The organism is Mesorhizobium sp. WSM4813 (assembly GCF_055811555.1).
Window position 1 is genome coordinate 43,148 of sequence record NZ_JBVVQU010000017.1, and the last position, 23,169, is coordinate 66,316.

18 protein-coding genes and 1 pseudogene are annotated in these 23,169 nt (G+C 61.5%); 12 read left to right on the plus strand and 7 right to left on the minus strand.

Annotated features, from left to right (window positions below; translation table 11 throughout):
• The first annotated feature begins 422 nt into the window (after positions 1-422).
• On the plus strand, positions 423-1,097 hold the full coding sequence (locus AC0L25_RS12055; protein ID WP_027154148.1) for an alpha/beta hydrolase: 675 nt from the start codon (positions 423-425) through the stop codon (positions 1,095-1,097).
• A 244-nt stretch (positions 1,098-1,341) separates the two neighbouring features.
• Here AC0L25_RS12055 and AC0L25_RS12060 read toward each other — a convergent pair whose 3' ends face one another.
• Positions 1,342-1,632 carry a lipid-A-disaccharide synthase N-terminal domain-containing protein gene (locus AC0L25_RS12060; RefSeq protein WP_473595690.1) on the minus strand — a complete coding sequence of 97 codons (291 nt, stop codon included), beginning with the start codon at positions 1,630-1,632 and terminating at the stop codon, positions 1,342-1,344.
• Positions 1,625-2,352, minus strand: a pseudogene (locus tag AC0L25_RS12065) (glycosyltransferase family 2 protein). Before AC0L25_RS12065 ends, AC0L25_RS12060 begins: the two are co-directional and overlap by 8 nt.
• A 318-nt stretch (positions 2,353-2,670) precedes the next feature.
• On the opposite strand from AC0L25_RS12065, the gene tyrS reads away from it, so the two are divergent.
• Positions 2,671-3,924: a tyrosine--tRNA ligase gene (gene tyrS, locus AC0L25_RS12070; protein ID WP_473595691.1), complete on the plus strand. Its 1,254-nt coding sequence runs from the start codon at positions 2,671-2,673 to the stop codon at positions 3,922-3,924.
• A gap of 273 nt (positions 3,925-4,197) precedes the next feature.
• Positions 4,198-5,928: an adenylate/guanylate cyclase domain-containing protein gene (locus AC0L25_RS12075; protein ID WP_473595745.1), complete on the plus strand. Its 1,731-nt coding sequence runs from the start codon at positions 4,198-4,200 to the stop codon at positions 5,926-5,928.
• A 175-nt stretch (positions 5,929-6,103) separates the two neighbouring features.
• Here AC0L25_RS12075 and AC0L25_RS12080 read toward each other — a convergent pair whose 3' ends face one another.
• Complete coding sequence (locus AC0L25_RS12080) at positions 6,104-9,484, minus strand: hypothetical protein (RefSeq protein ID WP_473595692.1); 3,381 nt, start codon at positions 9,482-9,484, stop codon at positions 6,104-6,106.
• A gap of 95 nt (positions 9,485-9,579) precedes the next feature.
• Here AC0L25_RS12080 and AC0L25_RS12085 point away from each other — a divergent pair, with 95 nt between their 5' ends.
• From AC0L25_RS12085 to AC0L25_RS12125, 9 genes are all read left to right on the plus strand, one after another.
• On the plus strand, positions 9,580-10,047 hold the full coding sequence (locus tag AC0L25_RS12085) for a peroxiredoxin (RefSeq protein ID WP_473595693.1): 468 nt from the start codon (positions 9,580-9,582) through the stop codon (positions 10,045-10,047).
• 186 nt (positions 10,048-10,233) lie between these two features.
• On the plus strand, positions 10,234-11,523 hold the full coding sequence (locus tag AC0L25_RS12090) for a M23 family metallopeptidase (RefSeq protein ID WP_473595694.1): 1,290 nt from the start codon (positions 10,234-10,236) through the stop codon (positions 11,521-11,523).
• 188 nt (positions 11,524-11,711) lie between these two features.
• Positions 11,712-12,878, plus strand: a complete 1,167-nt coding sequence (locus AC0L25_RS12095) for an ROK family transcriptional regulator (RefSeq protein WP_473595695.1) — start codon at positions 11,712-11,714, stop codon at positions 12,876-12,878.
• A 38-nt stretch (positions 12,879-12,916) separates the two neighbouring features.
• Entirely contained in the window at positions 12,917-13,681 is a 765-nt protein-coding gene (locus tag AC0L25_RS12100; protein WP_473595696.1) for an ATP-binding cassette domain-containing protein, read from the plus strand.
• 39 nt (positions 13,682-13,720) lie between these two features.
• Positions 13,721-14,761, plus strand: a complete 1,041-nt coding sequence (locus tag AC0L25_RS12105; RefSeq protein WP_473595697.1) for a sugar ABC transporter substrate-binding protein — start codon at positions 13,721-13,723, stop codon at positions 14,759-14,761.
• A gap of 147 nt (positions 14,762-14,908) precedes the next feature.
• Positions 14,909-15,904: an ABC transporter permease gene (locus tag AC0L25_RS12110; protein WP_473595698.1), complete on the plus strand. Its 996-nt coding sequence runs from the start codon at positions 14,909-14,911 to the stop codon at positions 15,902-15,904.
• A 13-nt stretch (positions 15,905-15,917) separates the two neighbouring features.
• On the plus strand, positions 15,918-16,688 hold the full coding sequence (locus AC0L25_RS12115; protein ID WP_473595699.1) for an SDR family NAD(P)-dependent oxidoreductase: 771 nt from the start codon (positions 15,918-15,920) through the stop codon (positions 16,686-16,688).
• The gene (locus AC0L25_RS12120) at positions 16,685-16,834 is read left to right on the plus strand and encodes a hypothetical protein (protein WP_473595700.1); all 150 of its coding nucleotides are present in this window, start codon (positions 16,685-16,687) and stop codon (positions 16,832-16,834) included. Before AC0L25_RS12115 ends, AC0L25_RS12120 begins: the two co-directional genes overlap by 4 nt.
• A gap of 306 nt (positions 16,835-17,140) precedes the next feature.
• Entirely contained in the window at positions 17,141-18,256 is a 1,116-nt protein-coding gene (locus AC0L25_RS12125) for a hypothetical protein (RefSeq protein ID WP_473595701.1), read from the plus strand.
• A gap of 32 nt (positions 18,257-18,288) precedes the next feature.
• On the opposite strand, the gene nadE is transcribed toward AC0L25_RS12125, so the two are convergent.
• From nadE to asnB, 4 genes are read right to left on the minus strand one after another with little or no spacing between them, the layout of a single operon-like run.
• Positions 18,289-19,296, minus strand: a complete 1,008-nt coding sequence (gene nadE / locus AC0L25_RS12130; protein ID WP_473595702.1) for an NAD(+) synthase — start codon at positions 19,294-19,296, stop codon at positions 18,289-18,291.
• Positions 19,293-20,840 carry a class I adenylate-forming enzyme family protein gene (locus AC0L25_RS12135; RefSeq protein ID WP_473595703.1) on the minus strand — a complete coding sequence of 516 codons (1,548 nt, stop codon included), beginning with the start codon at positions 20,838-20,840 and terminating at the stop codon, positions 19,293-19,295. Before AC0L25_RS12135 ends, nadE begins: the two co-directional genes overlap by 4 nt.
• Before the next feature lie 22 nt (positions 20,841-20,862).
• The gene (locus tag AC0L25_RS12140) at positions 20,863-21,123 is read right to left on the minus strand and encodes an acyl carrier protein (RefSeq protein ID WP_127316279.1); all 261 of its coding nucleotides are present in this window, start codon (positions 21,121-21,123) and stop codon (positions 20,863-20,865) included.
• A gap of 18 nt (positions 21,124-21,141) precedes the next feature.
• Positions 21,142-23,079 carry an asparagine synthase (glutamine-hydrolyzing) gene (gene asnB, locus AC0L25_RS12145; RefSeq protein ID WP_473595704.1) on the minus strand — a complete coding sequence of 646 codons (1,938 nt, stop codon included), beginning with the start codon at positions 23,077-23,079 and terminating at the stop codon, positions 21,142-21,144.
• Between the last annotated feature and the right edge of the window lie 90 nt (positions 23,080-23,169).

Consider the following 23,169-nt stretch of genomic DNA (forward strand, 5'->3'; position numbering starts at 1 on the left):
CTCGCCCCCCCCCCCCCCCCCGGGCCCGCCCCCCCCCCCCCCCCCGCGGGGGGGGGGCGCCCCCCCCCCCCCCCCGCCGCGGGGGGGGGCCCCCCCCCCCCCCCCCAAACCCCCCCCCCCCGCGCCGCGGCAAGCAGCGGCGCGCTGGCATTGTAGTCGAGATAGGCGCGTTGTCCGGCCATTTTCGCTTCAACTGGTCCCGTCAAAAGCCGTTCCGCGAGGATAGCGCGTTATTTCCTTGAAATTGCAAGGCAAGACGTCCTATTTACGCGGCGTGCGGCGTGGGTAGCCAAGCCATTACGTTTGGCCACCCAGTTTTGAACAATTCTAAACTAGCTTCTAGAAAGACGCTCGCCCTGCGTCAAGGCCAGAGGAAGAGTTGTTCCGGGCGCCGCGCATTCTTATGCCATGTGGAGTATTTTATGCCTGAGGTCATTTTCACCGGTCCGGCCGGCCGCCTGGAGGGTCGCTACCAGCCTTCCAAGGAAAAGAGCGCGCCGATTGCCATCATCCTGCACCCGCACCCCCAGTTCGGCGGCACGATGAACAACAAGATCGTCTATGACCTCTTCTACATGTTCCAGAAGCGGGATTTCACCACGCTTCGCTTCAATTTCCGCGGCATCGGCCGCAGCCAGGGTGAATTCGACCACGGCACCGGCGAATTGTCGGATGCGGCCGCGGCACTTGACTGGGTGCAATCGCTGCATCCGGATTCCAAGAGCTGCTGGGTCGCCGGCTATTCGTTCGGCTCGTGGATCGGCATGCAGCTTCTGATGCGCCGGCCTGAGATTGAAGGCTTCATCTCGATCGCGCCGCAGCCCAACACCTATGACTTCTCGTTTCTGGCGCCCTGTCCGTCGTCCGGCCTCATCATCCATGGCGACGCCGACAAGGTCGCGCCGCCAAAGGACGTGCAGGGGTTGGTCGACAAGCTGCACACGCAAAAGGGCATCACCATCACCCAGAAGACCTTGCCCGGCGCCAACCATTTCTTCTCCAACGACGCGGATCTCCTGCTCCAGGAATGCGCGGACTATCTCGATCGCCGTCTGGCCGGCGAGTTGTCCGACCCGCGGCCGAAACGGTTGAGATAACAGCGATGTACCAGCCCCCGCATTTCCAGGAAACGAGACAGGACGTGGTGCACGGGCTGATCCGGCTACGGCGGATTGGACGACAGATAGCACCGCCCTTGTGCAAAGTCACAGCCGGAGTCTCTCAGGGATCTGCTGCGGCCAGGAAGGCATCGGTGTCGATCGTACCGGCTTGCGCCACGTCGCGCTGAGAGGCAGGGCGTTCAATCGACGTTCGTCATCGCCGCCTTGCGCTCGTTGGCGATCAGCCACAGGTGCGGATGTAGATGAACAGGCCCAGGGCCTGACCGGCGATGAAGACCGGATCCTGCCGCTGGATGGCGTAGATCAGCAGCAGGCTGCCGCCGAACAGCGAAAAGAACCAGAAAGCGATCGGCACGACGCTGCGCTTGGCTTTTTCCGATGCGATCCACTGCACGAAGAAGCGCATGCTGAAAAAGAACTGGGCGACAAAGCCGAGCAGGATCCACGTATCAAACTGCTTGACGAAGACGTCGTGAAGCCAGGTCGCCAGCTCCTGAAGCACGTTAGCCATGCCGGATTTCCGCTGTTTTTGGCATTCTCCGGCGCCGGCGGCGCAGCCACCAGACACCGGCGAGATCAAGCACCCCCTGCAGGCCGCGATCGAAAATTCCGTATTCGACTTGCCGTGGCGGCGAGAGCGGTCGACCACGTCGCAATGCACGACGCGATATCCCTCCTGGATGACGAGAGCCGGAACAAAGCGGTGCGTGCCGTCGAAGAACGGCAATTTCCTGAGGAGGTCGGTATGGATCGCCTTCAGGCCGCAGCCCGTGTCGCGGGTCTCGTCATCCAGGACGGCCTTTCTCAGCCAGTTGGCAAAACGGGACGCCAGTTGCTTGATCTTGCTGTCGCGACGCTTCAGGCGCTGCCCTTGCGCAACACCGAAACCGGGACCGGCTTGCCGCAGCGCATCGACCAGCACCGGAATATATTTGGGATCGTTCTGGCCGTCGCCGTCGATCATGGCGACGATATCGCCGCGGGCCGCCCAAGCGCCCGAACGCACAGAGAGAGACTGGCCGGCGGATTTCTCGTGCCGGAGGTGGCGAAGCGGAAACGGGCGAAGCGCTGCCTGGGCGGCAAGCACCGGGGTGGTTTCGTCGGTCGAACCGTCATTGACGACGATCACCTCGAAGTCGCGCCCAGCCATCGCCGCCCCGATCTCGTCAAGCAGAAGCGGCAGGTTAGCCGCCTCGTTCCGGCAAGGAATGACGATGGATATCTCCGGCATTTCGGGTCGGGCTCTGTCATAGGATATGGCATTCGTTTCGATGCCGTGGAGTGCCGTTCCAGCGGGTCAGGCGCAAAGAACCCGCTGGCGCGGCGCCTCAGTACGCCAGCCCAAACGATGAAGCAAGGATGCAGCCGGAAGCGCGCGCTTGCGCCGTTTCACGACCCCGTGATTGCGTCGTATCGAACCGATTATGTAGAACGCGATCGGACGCAAAACCGGATTCCCCTTTTGCTGACCGCGCTTGGATGCTAAACGCCCGCGTTCACGCATACCACGCCCGATCCGCTTCGATTGGGCGCTTTCGGGAAAGAAAAAATGTCCGCCTTCAAATCCGATTTCCTGCGCATAATGAGCGAGCGCGGTTTCATCCACCAGATTTCGGATGATGCCGGCCTCGACCAGCTTTTCGCCAAGGAAACGGTGACCGCCTATATCGGCTTCGACGCAACCGCCAAAAGCCTGCATGCCGGATCGCTGATCCAGATCATGATGCTGCACTGGCTGCAACAGACCGGCCACCGGCCGATCGCGCTGATGGGCGGCGGTACCTCGATGATTGGCGACCCGTCGTTCAAGGACGAGGCACGCAAGCTTCTGACGCCGGGGGATATCGAGGACAATCTAGCCGGCATCCGCCGCAATTTCATGCCCTACCTCAAATTCGGCAGCGGCCCGAACGACGCGATCATGATCAACAACGCCGACTGGCTGCTGGAGATCAACTACGTCAATTTCCTGCGCGATGTCGGCCGGCATTTTTCCGTCAACCGTATGCTCGCCTTCGATTCGGTCAAGCTCAGGCTCGAGCGCGAGCAATCGCTGTCGTTCCTCGAATTCAACTACATGATCCTGCAGGCTTACGACTTCGTCGAGCTCTACAAGCGTCTGGGCTGCCGGCTGCAGATGGGCGGCTCCGACCAGTGGGGCAACATCATCAACGGTATCGATCTCGGCCATCGGATGGAGGGCGCGCAGCTTTACGCGCTGACCACGCCCCTGCTCACCACCTCGTCGGGCGCCAAGATGGGCAAGTCGGCTTCAGGCGCGGTCTGGCTCGATGCCGAAATGCTGTCGCCTTACGAGTTCTGGCAATACTGGCGCAACACCGAGGATGCCGATGTCGGCCGCTTTCTCAAGCTCTACACGACGCTGCCTCTGGATGAGGTCGCGCGTTTGGAACGGCTTGGCGGCTCCGAAATTAACGAGGCGAAGAAGATCCTGGCGACTGAAATCTGTACGCTTCTGCACGGACGCGAGGCGGCCGAGCAAGCCGAGGAAACTGCGCGCAAGACGTTCGAAGAAGGCGCGCTGGCCGAAACGCTGCCGACCGTCGAGGTGGGCAAGGCCGATCTGGAAAGCGGCGTCGGCATATTGTCGCTGTTCGTCACCGCCGGGCTTGCCGCATCCAACGGAGAGGCGCGGCGACACATCCAGGGCGGCGCCGTGCGGCTGAACGACCAGTCCGTGTCCGACGATCGCCGGTTGGTGACACTTCAGGATCTCGGCCCAGAACAAGTCGTAAAACTGTCGCTCGGCAAGAAAAAACACGTTCTGGTGCGGCCGGTCTGACCAGCGCCTGATCGATCGCGATAGAATCGGGATGGGGGCTCTATTAGCCCTTTTCCGAAACCGGTTTCACTTCTTGCTGCGCTGGCCTTCGGTTCGGGATCACGGCCTAGGTAAACTTAATCAGGTCGAGTTCGCAGCCACCTGGCGGAAGGCGGAAGGTTCTGATCCGCCCTTTCTTGCTGCCGCAGTAGGTAGACTTCTTGATTCAGCCACCAGCCCAAATTGCTGGATTTGGCAGCCCAGGAAGGATAGGCTTGGTTTTTGGTTCAAGCGATGGAACAGAGACTAGCCGCAATTCTGGCTGCCGATATGGCGGGCTACAGTCGGCTAATGGAGGCCGACGAATCCGGCACGCTCGCACGCCTTCGGACCCATCGCATAGAACTGGTCGATCCCGCCATCGCGAAGAACAAGGGCCGGATCATCAAGACCACCGGAGACGGCATGCTCGTCGAGTTCCAGAGCGTGACCGATGCCGTGAAATGCGCCGTGGAAATCCAACAGCGCATGAAACGGCGCAATTCGGATGTGCCGCAAGAACGGCGTATCGAATTCAGGATCGGCATAAATCTCGGCGACATCATTTTCGACGATGAGGACATTTTCGGCGACGGCGTCAATATTGCCTCGCGCATCGAGCAACTCGCCGACGTCGGCGGTATCTGCGTGACCGCAGCGGTGGCGACCCAAATTGCCGACCGTCTCGAAATTGCCATGGAGGACCTGGGCGAGAAGACGTTAAAGAACATCAGCCGCCCGGTTCGCCTCTATCGCATTGGGTTTGACAGTCCTGTCCTGCCAGAAGTCGAGGCAAAGCGATCCATCTCGAAACCTTCGATAGTGGTGCTGCCATTCAACAACATGAGCGGCGACCCCGAGCAGGAATTTTTCGCGGACGGACTGACCGAGGACATCATCACCGAACTATCCCGCCACCATGAGCTGTTCGTCATCTCGCGCAATTCCAGCTTCGTCTACAAGAACCGCGCCGTGAATGTGCGCGAGGTGGCCGAGAAACTCGACGTCCAATACCTGGTGGAGGGAAGCGTCCGCAAGATCGGCAACAGGGTGCGCGTGACGGTTCAGCTCATCGACACGGCGAATGACGCTCATATTTGGGCAGACAAGTATGACCGGAAGCTGGACGACATATTCGCGATTCAAGATGAGGTGACCTCGGCGATCGCAGCCACGCTGCCCGGTCGTGTCGAGGCGGCTCAGCGGGACCAACTCGCGCGGGCGAAACCTGCAAACATGGCCGCCTATGAATGTGTGCTTGCTGCCAAGGTGCTGCATCACCGAAGCACGATTGCGGATAATGAACGCGCGCAAAACTTGATAGGCAGGGCCGTCGCGCTCGACCCCGATTATGCCCACGCCCATGCCTGGCGGGCCTGCATTCTTGGCCAGGCCTGGGTCCATAACTGGTGCGAAGACAGGGATGGCGTCTGGAACGACATCATGGCAGCGTTGGACAGGGCGCTGGCGCTGGACGACAACGATGCCGATGTTCACCGCATCCTCGCCGCAGTGAACGTGAACAACAATGAGCTGACCACAGCGCGCTACCATCAAGAGCGCGCCCTCGCCCTCAATCCCAATTACGATCTCGTGGTGGTGCAGCAAGGCGAGTTATTGACGTGGCTGGGGAGGCCGGAAGAAGGAATTGAATGGATCCGCAAGGCAATGCAGTTGAACCCGCACCACCCGGAGAGGTTCTGGAGCCATCTGGGAAAGGCGCATTTCGCCGCGCGCCAGTATGGCGAGGCGATCGAAGCTTTCATGCATCTGTCAACCATGGACTCGGTTCAGCACGCTTTCGCCGCTGCCTGCTACGGCTGGCTCGGCGACGAAATCGCGGCCGCGGCGCATCTAGGCAAGATCAGAACGCTCGATCCCCAATTCGACCTCGATTCATTTATCGCGACCCTGCACTATGCCCAGGAGTCTGATGTGCAGCACGTCCGCGAAGGACTGCTGAAAGCCGGTATTGCCCACCTGTAGCCAGCCCGTAACTACGAACCAGATCCAATCGGGGACAGGCAAAAAAGACCGGCCACCGATGCGGACCTTGTGGCATGACCGAACGACGGGCGGCTTAGGGCCATGGGCGCGAATTCGGCCGGAGCGATCCACTTAGGGTCAAGACTCGGTCGCTCGAAATGATTGGGTTTCGACCTCACCGATACTCGAAGATCGACCTGAATATGCCGGGGGCGATCACCGAGAGCGGATTGACGTCCAGTTTCGGCTTGTTGGCATCGCCCCTGAGCCGGTAGGTCACGCCGATCAGGCCGCGATCGCGGCCATTGCCGAGCAGCGCGCCGAACAGCGGCAGTTCGCCGAAAATGCGGTTGAGGCCATAGACCGGCATGAAGGTGCCGGTCATGTCCATATTGTTGTTCTGGTCGTAGAGCGTGCCCTGGAAGGTTGTGCCGATCCGCGGGCCGCGCAGCACGCCATTAGCGAGCTTCAGATAGCCGGCGCCCTTTTCGATCTCGGAAAAGCCGCGCTCGAACTTCACTCTCGACGTGTCGATGTTCGCTTTGACAGCTTCGTTGAGGCTGCGGCTGTCGCCCGCCGGCGTCGTCGATACGAGCGAGGCGAGTTTCGGCTCGTTGACCACGAAGAAGTTGTGCGAGTCGACCTGGCCCCTCATCGGCCCATCGCTTGCCCCGGCAAGCGCCAGCGTGATCGAGCCGCCCTCCATATGCTCGTAGATGTTGAGGAACCGCAGGATGGCGCCGGCATCGGCCGACGTCACGTTGAGGGCGCGCCTGCCGGCGCCGGTCGTATTGCTGATGCTTATGGCAGCACCCGAACTTGCCGTGGCGCTCACCTTGAGCCCATTCACCCTGGAACCGGCGGCGCTGTAGTCGAGCTTCAGCTTCGACAGTGTCTCGTTGTGGAAGCCGGTCAGGGAATTGACATCGGCGCTCACCGAAATCGCGTCGGAGCCCGTGGCCCTGGTGGCGGTGTCGACATCGGACGTGAATTGCTTGATCAGCGAGCGCGCGTCCAGCGCGCTGCCGCTGATGTCGATCGCGTAGCCCTTACCCGATCGTTTCACCGAAACGGCAACATCGTCGCCCCGGTTCAACTTGACGTTGCTGAACCGCGCCGAGGACAGGGCGCCGTTGACCAGCACCACGCCGCCGTCGATCGAAAAAGTCTTTCCATTCAGGTCGAAGTCGGACAGCGTCGTGGTGTCGCCGGACTTGGCCATGGCAAATGTGACATTGGCTGAAATGCCGGGCCCCTTGCTCCAGCCCGCCCAGGGAATGTTCAGCCTGGCACTGGTCAGGTCCGCCGAAACAGTCTGATTGCCCGTGCCGCTCTTGTCGATCTCAACCTTGACGGTTCCGGAAAGCAGCTCCGACAGGCCAGGCATGGCGGCGGCACGTATCTTGTCGTCGAGCATCAGCGCCACTTTCCGGCTGCGTGGCGGTCCGCCATCCCTGAGCGGTTCGATCAGGTCGAGTTCGGCTGGAATGCCGTTGAGCAACGCCTTGGCTGATATCACGGCCTTCTCGGGTTCGACCGTGATCGAACCATCGGCGTCCGTCACCGTCTGGTCTTCGAACGGCTTGCCCAGCGACAGGTCTTTGTAATCGAGCGTCACCAGCCAATCGAGTTTCGAGCTGTCGACGCCGGACTGCAGCGGAATGTCCGCCTTGACATGGCCCGTCACCGTTCCGGACAGGTCGTCCGGCAGCAGGCCGACGTGGCGCATGGCATTGATCGGGTCATAGGAGGCGAGCTCAGCGATTGCGGACGCTTCCCCGGCGACGTCGATATCGAGCGCGCCGATCACCGGCGGGCGGTTCGCCGCCTTGATCGTCATCGTGCCGTTGCTTGCCGCCACCGTGCGACCACTGCCCATATAGACATTGCCCGAGGACAAGGCGATGTCGACGTCGTTTCCGTGGAATTCGGCGACGCCGACGGCATCGCGTATCGGCGGGATGTGGCCGGCCGTATCGAAGCGTGATCCTTCGATCTGGAACCGGCCGAACACTTCATCTGACGAAAGCGGGATCCCGTTGCCAAGACGCCCGGGCACGACCTGGAACTGCAGGCTGCCATCGACGACACGGCCGCCGAACAGGTTCTTCAGTACCCAAAGGCGAGCGTTTCGCGCGGAAAACCAGGGCCACAACTGCTTGACGTGCGAGACCGGCATATCGTGGACATTGAAGGCTACGGATATGCCTGGCGCCTTTCCCCTAGCGAATTCGACCGAGGCCGTGCCCAGCGCCTCGCTGGCGGACCCCGACCTGATCCCGATCTGCTCGGCCACGAGCTTGCGGCTCCTGGTCTGGTAGACGCCGGCGACGCGGGCAATGAAATCGAGCGCGGGTTCCGACGATTCCGAAGGCGACAGCGTCGAGCCGTCGCTGGTCAGGTCGTAGCGGTAGGATGGCTCCTCGCCCGCTGTCCCCATCGCAGGCTTCGGTCCGATCGAACCGGCGAAATTGAAAATCGAGCGACCGGTTTTCAACAGCAGCTTGTCGACCTGGATCTTGTTCGAACCGGCGACAAGCGTGGCATTGAGATCGACGTCTGCTGGAAGCGAGCCACGCGGGCCGAGATCGAGCACGGAACCGGCGAACGACAGCGAGGCCGTCAGCCGCGACGCGTTCTCGCTGGATCCTTCCGATCCCGCCAGCTTCAAGGCAATCGCGCCCAGCGTCCCACCTGGCGCCGTAGCGTCGTTAACCTCCGCTATCTCGACGCTGGCATCCAACGCCGTCACGCGCCGCGTCGTCGTATCGCGAGTGGCTGAGGCGGCGATGGCGAGTGCCCTGCCGTCGACATCCGCGTCTGATGAAAACTCCATGCCGCCCGGCCCCGACTGTCCAACGGTGGCATCTGTGATCCTGACCAGTTTGACCGACCCGGTCTCGGGCAGAACGATGTCGACATTGCGGAGGTCGATCCGGCGCATCGAATCCTCCCGCACTGCATCGAGCGCATGGTTGATGCTGGCAAAGACCGTGCCGGCCAGTCTTTCCGGATCGATGAGGCCGTCGTCATTGCGCAGCGCGGCCGTCCAGTCGCCACCCGACGGCAGCGCCGCCATCACGATGCGCGCGTCGGAAATCCTGGCGCTGGTAAGCCGCACCTCGCCCGAAAGCAGCGGTATCAGCCGTATGCCGAAGCGGACACGCCCAGCATCGGCCATCGGTTTGCCGTCGGCGGTCTTGAGGCTGACGTCGCTGACCTGCAGCGCGATGAAGCTCGATCCGTCGAGCGTGAGACCGGCCGGCCCGACCGCAACATCGAGATCGACGCCGGCCAATTTCTCGATGGCCGTTTCCGCTTCGGCCCGCAGCCGCTCGGCACCGAAACCGGACATGCCGATCGCATACACAGCGGCGATGGCCAGCAGCACGAGCACCACAAGGCCGGCAAACAGCCGCGCAAGAATACGAACGCCGCGGCCGATCGACGCCTGGCCGAGCGGCGGTACGCGGCACGCGGACGGGAAGGCACCCAGGTCGGTGATCTCATCACGCCTGAATCTGATCTTCTCGTGCTGCGCCTGCTCCTGATCCACACAATTTTCCGTTGAACGAACTCGACCGTGGACGAATCCCGGTGCGACAATATATCGATGAGGCTTCGCGCGTAACCTCAAACAAGGGCATCGATATGGCTGATCTCGACGTCGGCGACCTTGCGCCGCAGTTCGATCTTCCCCGCGACGGCGGCGGCTCGCTCAGCCTCGCGTCATTGCTGGGAAAGCCGGTCGTGCTTTACTTCTATCCGCAAGACGACACCACAGGCTGTACCAATGAGGCGATTGGCTTTTCGCAGTTGAAGCCGGAGTTCGAAAAGCTCGGCGCCGCCGTCATCGGCCTGTCGCCGGACAGCGTCCGAAAACACGACAAATTCAAATCAAAATACGATCTGACCGTCGACCTCGTCGCCGACGAGGAGCGCAAGGTGATCGAAGCCTATCATCTGTGGGTCGAGAAGAAGCTCTATGGCCGCCGCTATATGGGTGTCGAGCGTGCAACGTTCCTGATCGGCAGCGACGGACGGATCGCCAGGATCTGGCGAAACGTTCGCGTCAAAGGCCATGCCGAGGCGGTGCTGGAGGCCGTGCGCGCGCTTTGACGTCAACGTCGGCTGTGGCCTGAAAGCCCCATGAGAGGCATGAGCGCCGAAGTCTGCACTTCATGCCCCTCGTGGCAATCCGGCTGCAACCTATGGGCTGCAAGCAGCTGGGCGCAAGCAACCGACCGTTAACCTTAATGATGTGTAATGAGGCTTGTCGTGGTGTCGTAATGAAAGCTTGGTCCCGTGAACGTAGCCAGTCAGTCAGCGGTCTTTGGCAGGCGCAAGGAGCCCCACACTGTCATTATCGCCCGGGGTAACGAGATAAGGCACTTCACCATACGGCCATGGGTTGCCGCATTTTGCGGCTCCGCACTGGCGGCAATGGCCATCGGCTACCTGCTGGCGACTTCCTATCTCGTGCTGCGCGACGACCTGATCGGCGCGACCACGGCACGGCAGGCGCGCATGCAGCAGGCCTATGAGGACCGCATCTCCGCACTGCGCGCCCAGGTCGACCGGATCACCAGCCGCCAGCTTCTTGACCAGCAGCTCATGGAAACCAAGGTCGGCGAACTGCTGGAGCGACAGACCCAACTCAGCCTGCGCCATGGCCGCCTCGGCCCGCTCCTCGAACGCAGCGAGAGCGAAGTCGGAACGCCACCTGCGAGAGGCACTGCTGCGTCCGCGAAGTCGGATGAACGCGCCGGCGTGACCGACGCCCAGCCGCAGGCCTATTCGGTTGCCGGCGTCGGCGCCAACCTTGGCGCCGGCGACACCAGGCCGTTCTCCCTGTGGTCGACCCGCTCCGACCCGCTGCCGAGCGACACCGCGGCCGATCGTGCAGACAGACTGTTCGTGTCGATCAACGAGTCGCTCAAGGCCATAGAGAGCCAGCAGCTCACCCGCATCACCACGCTTGCCGACAACGCCTACAGAAACGCCGATGCAATTTCTCAGGCGCTCGAGGCGGCTGGCCTGCCGGTCGACAGCGATTTCGGCAAGAGCGATGCCGGCGGTCCGTTAATACCACTCGACAGTTCGATGACATTCGACAGCAAGGTTAGAGAACTCGATGAGGCGCTGGACGCGCTCGACCGCCTGAAAAAGGAGGCGCGCCGGCTGCCGCTCGCCAATCCCGCCCCCGGTCGCTCGGTCACCAGCCCGTTTGGCGTGCGCACCGACCCGCTCCTCGGCACCGCCGCGCTGCATTCGGGGATGGATTTCAGGGCGCCGACCGGGATGCCCGCCAAGGTCACGGCGCCCGGCATCGTCGTCAAGGCAGGCTGGAATGGCGGCTATGGGCGCATGGTCGAGGTCGACCATGGCAATGGCTTTGCGACGCGCTACGGGCATCTCAGCAAAATCAGCGTGACCGTCGGCAATCGGCTCAACGCCGGTGACGTCATCGGCAAGACCGGCAGCAGCGGCCGCTCGACCGGCCCACATCTTCACTACGAGATCCGCCACAATGGCGAAGCCATCGACCCGCTACGTTTTCTGAGGGTCGGCAAGAAGGTCGCCCAGTACCTCTGAAGCCCGCCATCTTCTTCATTAAGACAGATCTGGCCGTTTCCATCCGATAGCGGCCTCTGCTCGTGCTCCGTGTCGCTGGTGAACCCGGGACCGACGCATCATGCGCGGAAGTCATTTATTATTTTTGAATTCCATTTGACTGAATAAATATTCGGTGCGAACCTGATCCTCATCTAGGGACGCAAGACATGGCACTGCGGGGGACCAATCAGGAATTCGGGCGGCCTTACAACAGGCGCATCGTGCTTGAATCCATCCGCGTTCACGGTCCGGTCGCCCGCGGCGACATTGCCAGGCGGGTCGGGCTCACCGTCCAAACGGTATCGACCATCGTTCGCGAGTTGGAAGAACACGGCTACGTTCTGTCCATGCGCGAAGAGCCGCGGGGGCGCGGGCTGCCTCCGGCGACCCTGCGGATCAATCCGGAGGGCGGCTATGCCGTCGGCATCCATGTCACCCCGCTGGGAATCAATGCGGCGCTGATCAATTTGAGCGGAGACGTGATCGAGAGCGCCTACCGCGAGGCCCCCAACGCAACGCCCGACCATGCCTTCGATCTGATCGGCGCGATGGTGCTTGAATTGACCCGACTGCGGCCTGGCGGTCGCGTTCTCGGCATAGGCATGGCGCTGCCCGGCCCTTTCGGCGTGGAGTCGATGAGCTTTATCGGCCCGACGACGATGACCGGCTGGAAGGACGTGGCGCTTCGAGAACGGCTGGAGGCATCGACCGGGCTGCCCGCGTTCTTTGAGACCGACATGGCGGCCGCGGCAATGGGCGAGCGCCTGTATGGCCTCGGGACGGGATATTCCGAATACTACTATCTCTATTTCGGTGTCGGTCTTGGCGGCGTCATGGTTCATGACGGAAGCGCGCTGCGCGGCGCGTGGGGAAATGCCGGCGAAATCGGACATATTCCCGTCGTGCCGGGTGGCGAGCCGTGCCCCTGCGGCAATCGCGGCTGCCTCGAAAGATACCTCTCGCTCGAGGCGCTGCGGCGCCGGAACATCAGCGACGCCGATTGGGTTGATGAAGTCGGGCCGATCTTCCGCAACGCCATCACCATCATCGAGAACCTGTTCGATCCCGAAACCATCATCCTCGGCGGCCTGGCGTCCACCGATCTGCTTGAACGGCTAGCTGGTTCGGTTGCGAACCTTCCCAACTCGATCTCGGCGCGAAAGGACCGCACGGCGCCTCGTGTCACCGTCGCACGCGGCGGCCAGCAGGCGGTGCTGCGCGGTGCCGCAGCGCTTGCCGTCTCAGGGGTGCTTTCGCCACGCTTCGGCCAGATATTCACCGCCGAGCGCGAACGCGGGCGAGATATCCTGCAAGGCAAGGGGATCGCGGCATGAACGGAGTTCAGCCTGACATGAGCGGAGCTCAGCCTGGCATGAGTGAACCTCTGCTGGTGCTCGACAACGTCGCCAAGAACTATGGCGCGATCGAAGCGCTCAAGGGCATCAGCTTCTCGATCGGCAAGGGCGAGGTGGTGGCGCTTCTGGGCGACAATGGCGCCGGCAAATCGACACTGGTCAAGATCATCGCCGGAGGCCTGGAGCCGACCTCCGGTCGCATGCTGTTCGAGGGAAAGGAATTCCTCGCCAAATCTCCCGCCGAGGCCAAGGCCGCGGGGATCGAGACCGTCTACCAGGACCTCTCGCTTTGCACCAATGTCGACGTGGTCGCCAATTTCTTCATGGGCCGCGAGATCACCAGGAAATTTCTTGGCGTTCCCGTGCTCGACGAACCCGCCATGGAGCGAGTGGTCGAAAAGGCGCTGGCCAGCGCCGGCACGCGCATCCCATCGCTCAGGACCAATGTCGAGCACCTCTCGGGCGGCCAGCGGCAGGCCATCGAGCTTAACCGGTTTGTGCATTTTGGCGGCAAGCTCGTGCTTCTCGACGAGCCGTTCGCAGCACTCGGTGTCGAGCAGACGCGGCGCGGTCTCGACATGATCCGTCAGGTGGCCAGCCAAGGTATCGGCGTCGTCATCATCACCCATATCATGCAGCAGGCCTTCCAGGTCGCCGACCGGATCGTGGTGATCCGGCAAGGCGTCGTTGCGGGCAATGTCGCGCGCAACAAGACAAGTCCCGACGCGGTGATCAACATGATCACCGGAGAGACGCTCGCCGGTGCCGGACCGGCAGGCTGAGGGACAAATGAGGGGTCCGGCGCAAAAGGAGCGAACGACATGAAGAAAATACTTCTTGCTGTCTTCGGTATCCTGGCACTGGCCTTTGCCACGCTCACGCCGGCATTCGCCCAGTCCAAGGGCACCGTCTACTACCTGGTGCCGACATTGCTCGACGAATTCCAGACCGGCTCGGTGAGCGCTCTGGAGATGTTCCTGAAGCAGGTCGGCTACGAGATGAAGACGCTGAACGCCGATAACAAGACCGACGCTCAGCAATCGCAAATGAACGACGTTATCGCGCTCAAGCCGTCGGCGATCATTCTCGCTGCCGTCGATTTCAATGCGTTGAAGCCGTCTATCGAGGCCGCCCGCGCCGCCGGCATCCCGGTGGTCGAGTTCGATCGCCAGATCACCTCGACACCCTCCGACTTCACGTCGGTGGCGGGAACGGTCGAGATCGGCCAGATTGCCGCCGATCAGGCCGAGAAGCTCTTGAAGGCGAAGAACGGCTCGGTGAAGGGAAAAATCCTCCAGGTGCTCGGCGATCCTGGCGACCCCTACACGCTCGACATCCAGAAGGGTTTCGAGGAGAAGATGAAGGCGTTCCCGGACGTCAAGATCATCTCGGTTCCGGCCATGCAATGGGCGGCGGATGCAGCCGGAACCATCGTCAACGACCAGATGCTCGCCAACCCTGATATCGACCTGATCTTCAGCCACGCCGCGCATCTCTCGGTCGCTGCCGTCGCCTCGCTCGAGGCCGCCGGCAAGAAGCCGGGCGACGTCATGCTGATGAGCTCGAACGGTGCCCCGGTCGGCCTCGACCTGATCCGCAAAGGCTGGCTCAACGTCGAAGTCGAGCAGCCGCTCTACGCTCAGGCCGCCGCCGTCGCCATGTTCATGGACAAGGTCGTCAACAAGCAGGAGATCAAGCCGGGCGAGTACGACGTGCTCGGCCTGAAGTCGACCGTGACCATCGAAGCCTGGGGACCGAACATCAAGATCCCCGGCGCTGCGATCACCAAGGAAAACGTCGACAACCCGGCCTTCTGGGGCAATCTCAAGCCGCCCTCGGGCACCGTGAAGCCGGTCGAATAGCAAAGTCGCGTAGGGCTTCGGGCCACGCTGGCCCGGAGCCCACCACTGCAGCCCGGCGCGTCCGAACGGAGGCGCGAGGAACGCTGCAACAAATTTCAATCCGCGCATGATCCTTTCCGAGAATCGATGCGCCAGCCGGATCAGCACATGAATCCCCGCACGCGCCACGCCCTCGAGTTCGTTCTCGACAACCTCGTCTGGTTCATGCTGGTCTTCGTGCTGGTGGTCTTCTCCATCTCCGTTCCGAACTACTTCCAACTCGGTATCTTCGCCAACATCATAGAGGCGTCGAGCGTGCTTGGTGTCATGTCGATCGGCCTGGCGCTGGTCATCATCACCGGCCACATGGACCTGTCGGTCGAATCCGTGGCGGCGCTCAGTGCCATGGCGGTCGGTATCCTGTTCTGCTCGGCGGGTATCGGCCTTGGCGTCCAATTGCATCCGGAATGGCTAATGGTTCCGGTTTCGCTATTTATTGCCCTTGCTGTCGGCGGCATCATCGGCGTTATCAACGGCTACCTGGTCGTCAAGGTGAAGATGAGTGCTTTCATCATCACGCTGGCGTCTTACATTTGGGTGCGCGGCCTCGTGCTGGTTATTTCCGGCGGCCGCTCCGCACAGGATCTCGCGCCGGCGATCCGCTGGTTCGGCATTCAGCGGCTCCTTGGCCTGCCGCTCACCGCCTGGATCGCTATTTCGTGTTTCGTGGTCTTCTCGCTGATCATGGCCAAGACACCCTTCGGCAGGCATCTCGTCATGATCGGCGGCAACGAGACCGCAACCTTCCGCGCCGGCATCCGCGTCAACCGCAACCTCGTCATCGCCTTCGTTCTCGCTGGCGCCATCGCCGGCCTTGCCGGCTGGCTGCTGGCGATCCGCACCTCCGGCGCCACCGCCAATCTCGGCGTCGGCCTGCTGTTCAACGCCTTCGCCGCCGTCGTCATCGGCGGTGTCAGCCTGAAGGGCGGCGTCGGCACCCTGCCCGGCGTCTATGCCGGCGTGCTTTTGCTGTCGGCCATCAACACGGCGATCAACCTCATGGGCCTTCCGGCCAACTTCACCCAGGTGATCCATGGCCTGCTGGTGCTTGCCGCTGTGCTGCTCGACGCTTTCAAGCAAACCATTCGCCAAAGACTGGCATGAGAGGGGGGCTGGCATGACCGGGCGTCTCAAAGACAAGATCGCGCTAATCGTCGGCAGTGCGCGCGGCATCGGCAAGGGTATCGCACAGCGCTTTGCCGAAGAGGGCGCGAAGCTGGTCCTGGCCGATACCGAGGTCGAGGCCGGGCAAGCGGCCGCGGACGAGCTCGGCGCTGCCTTCATCCGCACCGACATCTCGCAGATGGCCGATGCGGAGGCCGCCGTTGCGCTGGCGCTCGAACATCACGGCCGTCTCGACATCATGGTCCAGAATGCCGGCATCTATCCGTGGCAGTTGCTGGAAAACACCAGTCCGGAGGACTGGGACCGTGTCATGGCGGTCAATTTGCGCGGCAGCTTCAATGCCGCCCGTGCCGCGCTCGCCCCGATGAAGGCGCAGCACTTTGGTCGCATGCTGTTCACCTCCTCCATCACCGGCCCGCACGTTACCAGCCCTGGTCACGGCCACTATTCGGCGACCAAGGCCGGCATCAACGGCCTGATTCGTTCGGCCGCTCTCGAATTCTCGGGCTATGGCATCACCGTCAACGGCGTCGAGCCCGGCAATATCCTCACCGAAGCAATCCAGCTGCATCGCGGCGCCGCCTATATAAAGAACATGGAGGACTCCATACCGCTAGGCCGCCTCGGCAGCCCGCGCGACGTGGCCAATGCTTTCCTGTTCCTGGCCTCGGATGATGCCAGCTACATCACCGGCACGACCATAATCGTCGACGGCGGGCAGCTGCTGCCCGAAGGCAAGGATTTCCGGCTCCTTCCGCCATGATCCTCGATTTCGGCGCCGGTTTTTTCTTGCACCAGGCAGCAGCGGCCGATCATGCAGCACTTGTCATGACTCGTCTCAAAACCGGCGACGCGGGCAAGGATCGTAGCCAAAGCGACTTGGTTTCGCACCGGAAGTTGCGAGGCTGAGGCCTCGCCAGACGTGCCGCGGCGCCAACGAAACAAGGTGCGAGCCGCGTCGATAAAACTCGATTCGCTACCAATACTTTAACATCGGTTTACCCGGAGTTGGTAACAGCAACGACGCTCGTTTTCATGATCACGCAAAGGGCCTACCTTGCCGCAGCATTACAGCTCTCCTTTCGGCCACCTGAGCGATTGCAACTGGTCGAGATTGCACCGCTACGAACACCTGACGTTCGCCGAGATGGCCGACGGGAAGCCTGGCCTTGCCATGGTCTGGAAACGCCGGGACTCCGGTGCCGGGAGCCGGGCTTGAGCGTCATTCGCGCCCTGGAAGGTGCCGATCTTCCGGCAGTCGCGGCCATGTTTCAACGCGTGCTGCGCAAAGAGCGGACCAAAGCGCCTGGCTCGCTCATCGAATACATGAAAAGGTTTTATCTGGAGGCGCCCGGTTGCGGAGGCGAGCTCCGGTCGCTCGTCCATGTCAACGACGCCGGCCGTGTCTCGGGGTTTGTCGGCGTTCACGTGTTGCCGATGCAATTCAACGGCCGACAATTACACGCCGCCATCTGCAGCTCGCTCATGGTCGAGGATCATGAGCGCGACCCGATGGCCGGTGCTCGCTTATTGAAGGCTTACCTGGATGGTCCGCAGGATATCTCCTTCAGCGAGACGGCCAACGACATCTCCGCAAGGTTGTGGACACGGCTGCGCGGCGTGGTCCTGCCGCAATACAGCCTCGATTGGGTACGCGTGATGCGGCCGTCGAGCTTTGTGCTCAGCCTTTCCGCCAGTCGCATGAAGCTTGTCCGAATGTTCGGTCCGTTTGCGCATGCCCTCGACCGATTTTATTGCAGTCGAATGAAGTCCAGCGAACGACGCTGGTCCGGTGTGGCGGCGGCCGGCGCAGGTCATGGAGCCTTTCGGACATCCGAAATCGACAGCGACGCATTTGCCAAACTCGTCGAACCGTTGACCGCCCAGTTCGCCCTGCGCCCGAAGTGGGCGGAAGGCCAGCTCCATCACATTCTGACCGATGCGGCACAAAAGCCGGATCTGGGCGAGCTTGTCTACGTTTCTGTGGCATCGCCAGTCGGCACCAATGTCGGCGCATTCGCCTATTACGCAAGGGTGAATGGAATCGGTCGCGTGCTACAGATCCTCGCACTTCCCGGTCAGGCAGGTTCGGTGATCGACTGTCTGGTCGATCACGCCGCCGTACGCGGCGTCAGCGGCCTGCGCGGACGGATTCAACCCGCACTTCTGGAAGCAATGCTTGGGCGACGCATAGCTTTCCTGACTGTTGCCTCGACCGTGGTGCATTCACGCGATCCAGAGCTTCTGGATGCCATGAAGAACTCACAAGCTTTCCTGAACGGGCTTGCGGGCGAGCAGTGGAGCCGGCTGATCGGCGGCCGCTTCACCTGAAGCGCTTCCCATGACCCGTGTCGAGAGGCAGGTCAGGTATCGACTTCCTCGACCTCATCAACGAGTTGCGGACGAAGGTGCAGATAGCGCGTCGCCTTGCGCTTGGCGGCGATGTCGGTCCAGACGCGTTCAACTTGCGAGGCAGTTATTCCCGCCGCCTGCCCCACCACTTCGGCGGCCACGCCGTTGTTGAGGCCGCAAAGGCAAAGATCCATGCGGTCATAGGGAAGCGAGAAGTAGAACTCCTCCTGCGTCTGCGCCAGCGAATAGGTATCGGTGGTCGGCGGCCGGTTGCGGATTTCCTCGGGAACGCCGAGATAGGCCGCGAGCGCGTAGACCTGCGTTTTATAGAGGTGGGCGATCGGCTTGACGTCCGCCGCGCCGTCACCGTTCTTGACGAAGAAGCCCTGATCGTATTCCAGCCGGTTGGGCGTTCCAAGAACGGCGAAGTTCAGGCGGTCGGCATGATAGTATTCGATCTGCTTCCGCGTGCGCTGTTTCATGTTGGTGGCGGCGACGATCCCGAGATAGACTGGCAGTGGCATTCTTATTTTGGTCTGCTTGCCATTGGGGTCCTGCACCACCAGCGACGAAATATTGTAGCCCTCACTCTCGAGGGCGTTCGCAATCACGATCTTCGAGGCCCAGCCTTCGCCGTATTCCGGGACCAGTTCGCGGATGAAGGCGTCGCGACGCTGGTAGCAGCCCATGGCGCGCAGGGTCGGCCCAATATCCTCCACAATAGCCTCGACACCGAAAGTGTCGGCGACAAGGCGGCCGAGCCGCAGACTTTCCGGATCGGAATCGTTTTCCGGCATGAAGAGGCACAATACATTCTGAGGCCCGACGGCTCGCGCGGCCAACGCCACCGAGACACTTGAATCGATCCCGCCCGAAAGACCGAGCGTGAGGCCGCGCTTGCGAATGCCGCGCAACTGCTTGCGCAAGGCCGTCACGATCCTCTCCGTTTCGGCGCCGGGGTCAATCGCCAGAGCCTGCGCCAGAACGGTCTGCGCGTCTTGGGTCGGGCGAACACTCATGGCGCGGCCTCCATCATCTCTGCAGCAAGCCGGCGGCTGATCTTGCCCGTATCCGTCTTCGGCAGTTCCAAGCGGAACTCGATAAGCTTGGGGACCATGAAATCCTCAAGATGACGTGCGCAGTGGCGCATGACATCCTTTTCGCTGAGCGTCGGGTCCGAGCGTATGACGAGTGCGCCGATGGCATGCCCTAGCACCGGATCCGGCACGCCGACGACAACGGCCTCCGCGATGCCCGGATGGGCGTGAAGCACGGCTTCCACTTCCTTCGGAGCCACTTTCTCTCCCCGCGTCTTTATGATGTCATCTTTGCGCCCGACGAAATAGAGAAAGCCATCCTCATCGGTACTGAATAGATCCCCGGTATAGAGAACCTTCTCCCAAGAGTTCGGGCCTGGCCGCAGGGTCCGTTCGGTTGCAGCTTCGTTGCGCCAGTAACCCTGCATGACATGCGGCCCGCGAATGACCAACTCACCCGCAACGCCGGATGGCACTCGTTGCCCGTCCTCGTCGACGACGAAGGCTTCGGTGTTCGGAATGGCTATTCCGACCGATCCCGGCCGGCGATCGAGTTCCTCGGGCGGTAGATAGGTGCAGCGCTTGCATTCCGTCAGGCCATACATCGAATACAGCCTGACACCGGGAAAAAGGAAGCGCAGGCGTTCTATGTGCGCTTGCGGCAAGGCCGCCGCCGTATTGGAAATATAGCGAAGGCTGGGCAGGAAGCCCGGCGTCAGGTCACGCATCTGCAGGATCATCGCTGCCATCGTCGGCACGAGCGGAAGACCGGTGACGCCCTCCTCGCGAATGCGTTCGAAGACCGCTTGCGGAAAAGCGAATGACTTTTCGAGCACTAGCGTGGCGCCGAGTCTCACAGCCATCAGCAACTGATAGAGGCCATAGTCGAAGGCAAGGGGAAGAACATTCAAAATGATGTCGTCTGGAGAGTTGCGCAGATAGGTGGTGATGGAGTCGGCGGCCGCGTCGCAGTTGCGGTGCGTCATCATCACGCCCTTGGGCCGGCCCGTTGAGCCTGAGGTGTAAATCAGCATGGCCAGATCGACGTCGATGCCGCGGTGGTCGATCTCCCCGGCTTCGAGTGTCAGGCAGTCCGCCAGGGAGTTCACCCCAGCCGGGCATTGGTTATCGGCACCAGCGGTGGAAGCCACGAAGACGCCGGTCTTGCCGCTCGATCCGCACGCCTCAGCGACCACAGGCATCAGCTTTGCTTGCGTGAGGATCGCGGCAGCGTCGCAATCAGCGATGATGTAGGCAAGCTTTTCAGCCTTGGTGGATGAGTTGATCGGACTGAACGTCGCCCCTGCCTTGAGGACGGCGAAAATCGAAACCGCAGCCTCCCAGCAATTGTCCATGAAGATCAGGACCCGGTCGTTGCGCCTGACGCCATTCATGAAAAGGGCTGCGGCCAGGCGGCTCGAAAGATCGTCCAGTTCTTCGAAACTCAGCCTTCTGTCTTTGGTGATCAATACCGTTTTGGCGGGATGGGCAGCGGCCTTGGCGGCCAGGAAATGTTCGATCCGCATGGACGCTCCTCGCCGACCGCACCTACGCTGCCAGCGCCTTTGCTTTCGCACTGATAAAGGATGAGAGACGTTCAATCGAATCCAGATTGGCCGGTACGACGTCGGAATCGACCATCGCTATGCCGAAATCGTCCTCGATGAATGCCACCAATTCCAGCACGGCGGTCGAGTCGATGATGTCGTTCTCGATCAGCGAGTCTGTATCTGCAAGCTGGTATGACGTGTCGCCGAACAGGAAGTTGTCGACGATAAAAGTTCTGACCTTGTCCTTGATTGTAACCATTTTTCTTTCCTTCCCTTCTCAAGCTGCTCGTGCTGCACCGATCTCTTGGCCGGTGAAATTTTTCTGCCACAGCTGCGTCGACAAAATGCCGACGAAGGCCGCGTTGTCGCGAAACCCAGATACTGGCTGCGTGCGGCATTTCTCATGAAGATTTGCAACCGCCTTGGTGTTGAACAGTCCGCCGGCAGCGATGCTCACTTCGCTCAAACAGTCGCGTACGTAATCCAGTTCTCCGGCTCCAACAAAGGAGCTGGCGTCCGGGGCTCGGTAAGGTTGTTTTGTGCGCTCCCGGATCGCCGTCGGAAGCAGGTGCTTGGCTGCCTTGCGCAGTATGTGCTTTTCCACCAATCCCTTCAGCTTCATCTCCGGCGGTAGTCTTGCTGCGAATGCCACCAAACGAGGATCGAGGAAAGGGAAACGTCCTTCGATTCCATGCGCCATCGCCATGCGATCACCTTGGCTGGAGAGGATATAACCCGGCAGGAGAAAGCGGGTTTCGAGATATTGTGCCTGATGCAGTGGCTGCCACAGGGAAAATGCTTGGGGCAGCTGGCTGACCAGGTCCTCAGCCGCGTCATAGCCCTTCAACGTCGCACGCAGGTCGCCGGAAAAGAAAATCTTCGCCGCCGCCGTGGTCTTGAAGCGCGGCCGATGCGAGAACAGCGGATCGTCGAGCGCAGTGTTACCGGCGCCGAAGAACGCAGCCAGGTAATCCACGGACTGCTGCTGCAGACCCGGCAGATAGGGATAAAGCCGGCGGAACAGCTGTGGCCTCATGCGCGATGCCGGCTGCCGCCCGCAGAACCGGCGAACACGCGCTTCCTTGAAGACATCGTACCCAGCGAAGACCTCGTCGGCGCCCTCGCCAGTCAGCACCACTTTCAGGCCGGCCTGGCGAACGAGGCCGGACAATTGATAGAGGGGGGCCGGGGCCGTGCGGATGATCGGCCGCTCGGCAAAGCGGATGACGTCAGGGAAGACACCGGCGATATCGCCGGCACGGCAGGCAATGGTTCGATGATGGGTGCCAAGTGCTGAAGCCATCTCGGTCTGGAAGGCGCTTTCGTCGTGCTCCGCGCTGTCGAACGTCACGGAAAATGTCTGCAGCTTGAGAGGAGTCATGCCGGCGGCAAGCGCCGAGACAAGGGACGAATCGAGCCCGCCCGAAAGATAAGAACCGACCGGCACGTCGGCGCGCATGCGAAGCCTCACCGCATCGGTCAAAAGGGCCTGCAGCTCCTCGGCCGCATCGTCCTCGTTCGTGACCGTCGACGGCGCGTCCCGATGCGGATAGTCGAGGTGCCAATAGCGTTTGACCGTGACTTGCCCCTGAGTCGCGATCATCACGCTTGCCGGCTCCAGCTCATGGATATTGCGGAAAGCCGTGCGGGGAGCGATCGGCGCCCACAGCGTAAATATCTGGTCGAGTGCAATCGGGTCGATTTCGGCTGAGACGCCGGGGACCTTCATGAGGGCTTTGATCTCCGATGCGAAGTAAAGCACGCCGTCCTTGTTCGTGTAGAACAGCGGCCGGACACCCATCCGGTCTCGTGCAAGCACCATACGCCGACGCCTGTTATCCCATATTGCGAAGGCGAAATCGCCGTTCAGAAGCGGCAGGCAGTCTTCGCCCATCTCGTCATACAGGTGCAGGATGACCTCTGTGTCGCTCGACGTACGGAAGCGCCGGCCCTTGGCTATCAGCCCTTCGCGCAGTTCCAGGTAGTTGAAAATCTCGCCGTTGAACGCAATGGTCAAGTTGCCTGACACGTCTGACATCGGCTGCTGGCCATCACCGATCCCGATCACCGACAGCCGCGCATGCCCGAGCCCAGCGTCGGCTGTCACAAATTTCCCTTGCTCATCCGGCCCGCGATGGGCGATCGCAGCTATCATGCGCGCAAGCAAAGCTTCCGCATCCCGGATCGAACCAAAATAGCCCCCGAATCCGCACATTACCTAAGACTCATATAGCAGCGAGGTACGAAACATAACCTGAATAGTTTCCTCAAGCGTTAACCGAATAACGTCGACTAACACATGGTT

Excerpts from the sequence above, each read along its gene's own strand:
- AC0L25_RS12135 (WP_473595703.1), bottom strand. The coding sequence starts at position 20,840 with ATGCGGATCGAACATTTCCTGGCCGCCAAGGCCGCTGCCCATCCCGCC.
- AC0L25_RS12095 (WP_473595695.1), top strand. The coding sequence starts at position 11,712 with ATGGCACTGCGGGGGACCAATCAGGAATTCGGGCGGCCTTACAACAGG.
- asnB (WP_473595704.1), bottom strand. The coding sequence starts at position 23,079 with ATGTGCGGATTCGGGGGCTATTTTGGTTCGATCCGGGATGCGGAAGCT.
- nadE (WP_473595702.1), bottom strand. The coding sequence starts at position 19,296 with ATGAGTGTTCGCCCGACCCAAGACGCGCAGACCGTTCTGGCGCAGGCT.
- AC0L25_RS12100 (WP_473595696.1), top strand. The coding sequence starts at position 12,917 with ATGAGTGAACCTCTGCTGGTGCTCGACAACGTCGCCAAGAACTATGGC.
- AC0L25_RS12120 (WP_473595700.1), top strand. The coding sequence starts at position 16,685 with ATGATCCTCGATTTCGGCGCCGGTTTTTTCTTGCACCAGGCAGCAGCG.
- AC0L25_RS12105 (WP_473595697.1), top strand. The coding sequence starts at position 13,721 with ATGAAGAAAATACTTCTTGCTGTCTTCGGTATCCTGGCACTGGCCTTT.
- AC0L25_RS12055 (WP_027154148.1), top strand. The coding sequence starts at position 423 with ATGCCTGAGGTCATTTTCACCGGTCCGGCCGGCCGCCTGGAGGGTCGC.
- AC0L25_RS12110 (WP_473595698.1), top strand. The coding sequence starts at position 14,909 with ATGAATCCCCGCACGCGCCACGCCCTCGAGTTCGTTCTCGACAACCTC.
- tyrS (WP_473595691.1), top strand. The coding sequence starts at position 2,671 with ATGTCCGCCTTCAAATCCGATTTCCTGCGCATAATGAGCGAGCGCGGT.
- AC0L25_RS12140 (WP_127316279.1), bottom strand. The coding sequence starts at position 21,123 with ATGGTTACAATCAAGGACAAGGTCAGAACTTTTATCGTCGACAACTTC.
- AC0L25_RS12085 (WP_473595693.1), top strand. The coding sequence starts at position 9,580 with ATGGCTGATCTCGACGTCGGCGACCTTGCGCCGCAGTTCGATCTTCCC.
- AC0L25_RS12115 (WP_473595699.1), top strand. The coding sequence starts at position 15,918 with ATGACCGGGCGTCTCAAAGACAAGATCGCGCTAATCGTCGGCAGTGCG.
- AC0L25_RS12060 (WP_473595690.1), bottom strand. The coding sequence starts at position 1,632 with ATGGCTAACGTGCTTCAGGAGCTGGCGACCTGGCTTCACGACGTCTTC.
- AC0L25_RS12075 (WP_473595745.1), top strand. The coding sequence starts at position 4,198 with ATGGAACAGAGACTAGCCGCAATTCTGGCTGCCGATATGGCGGGCTAC.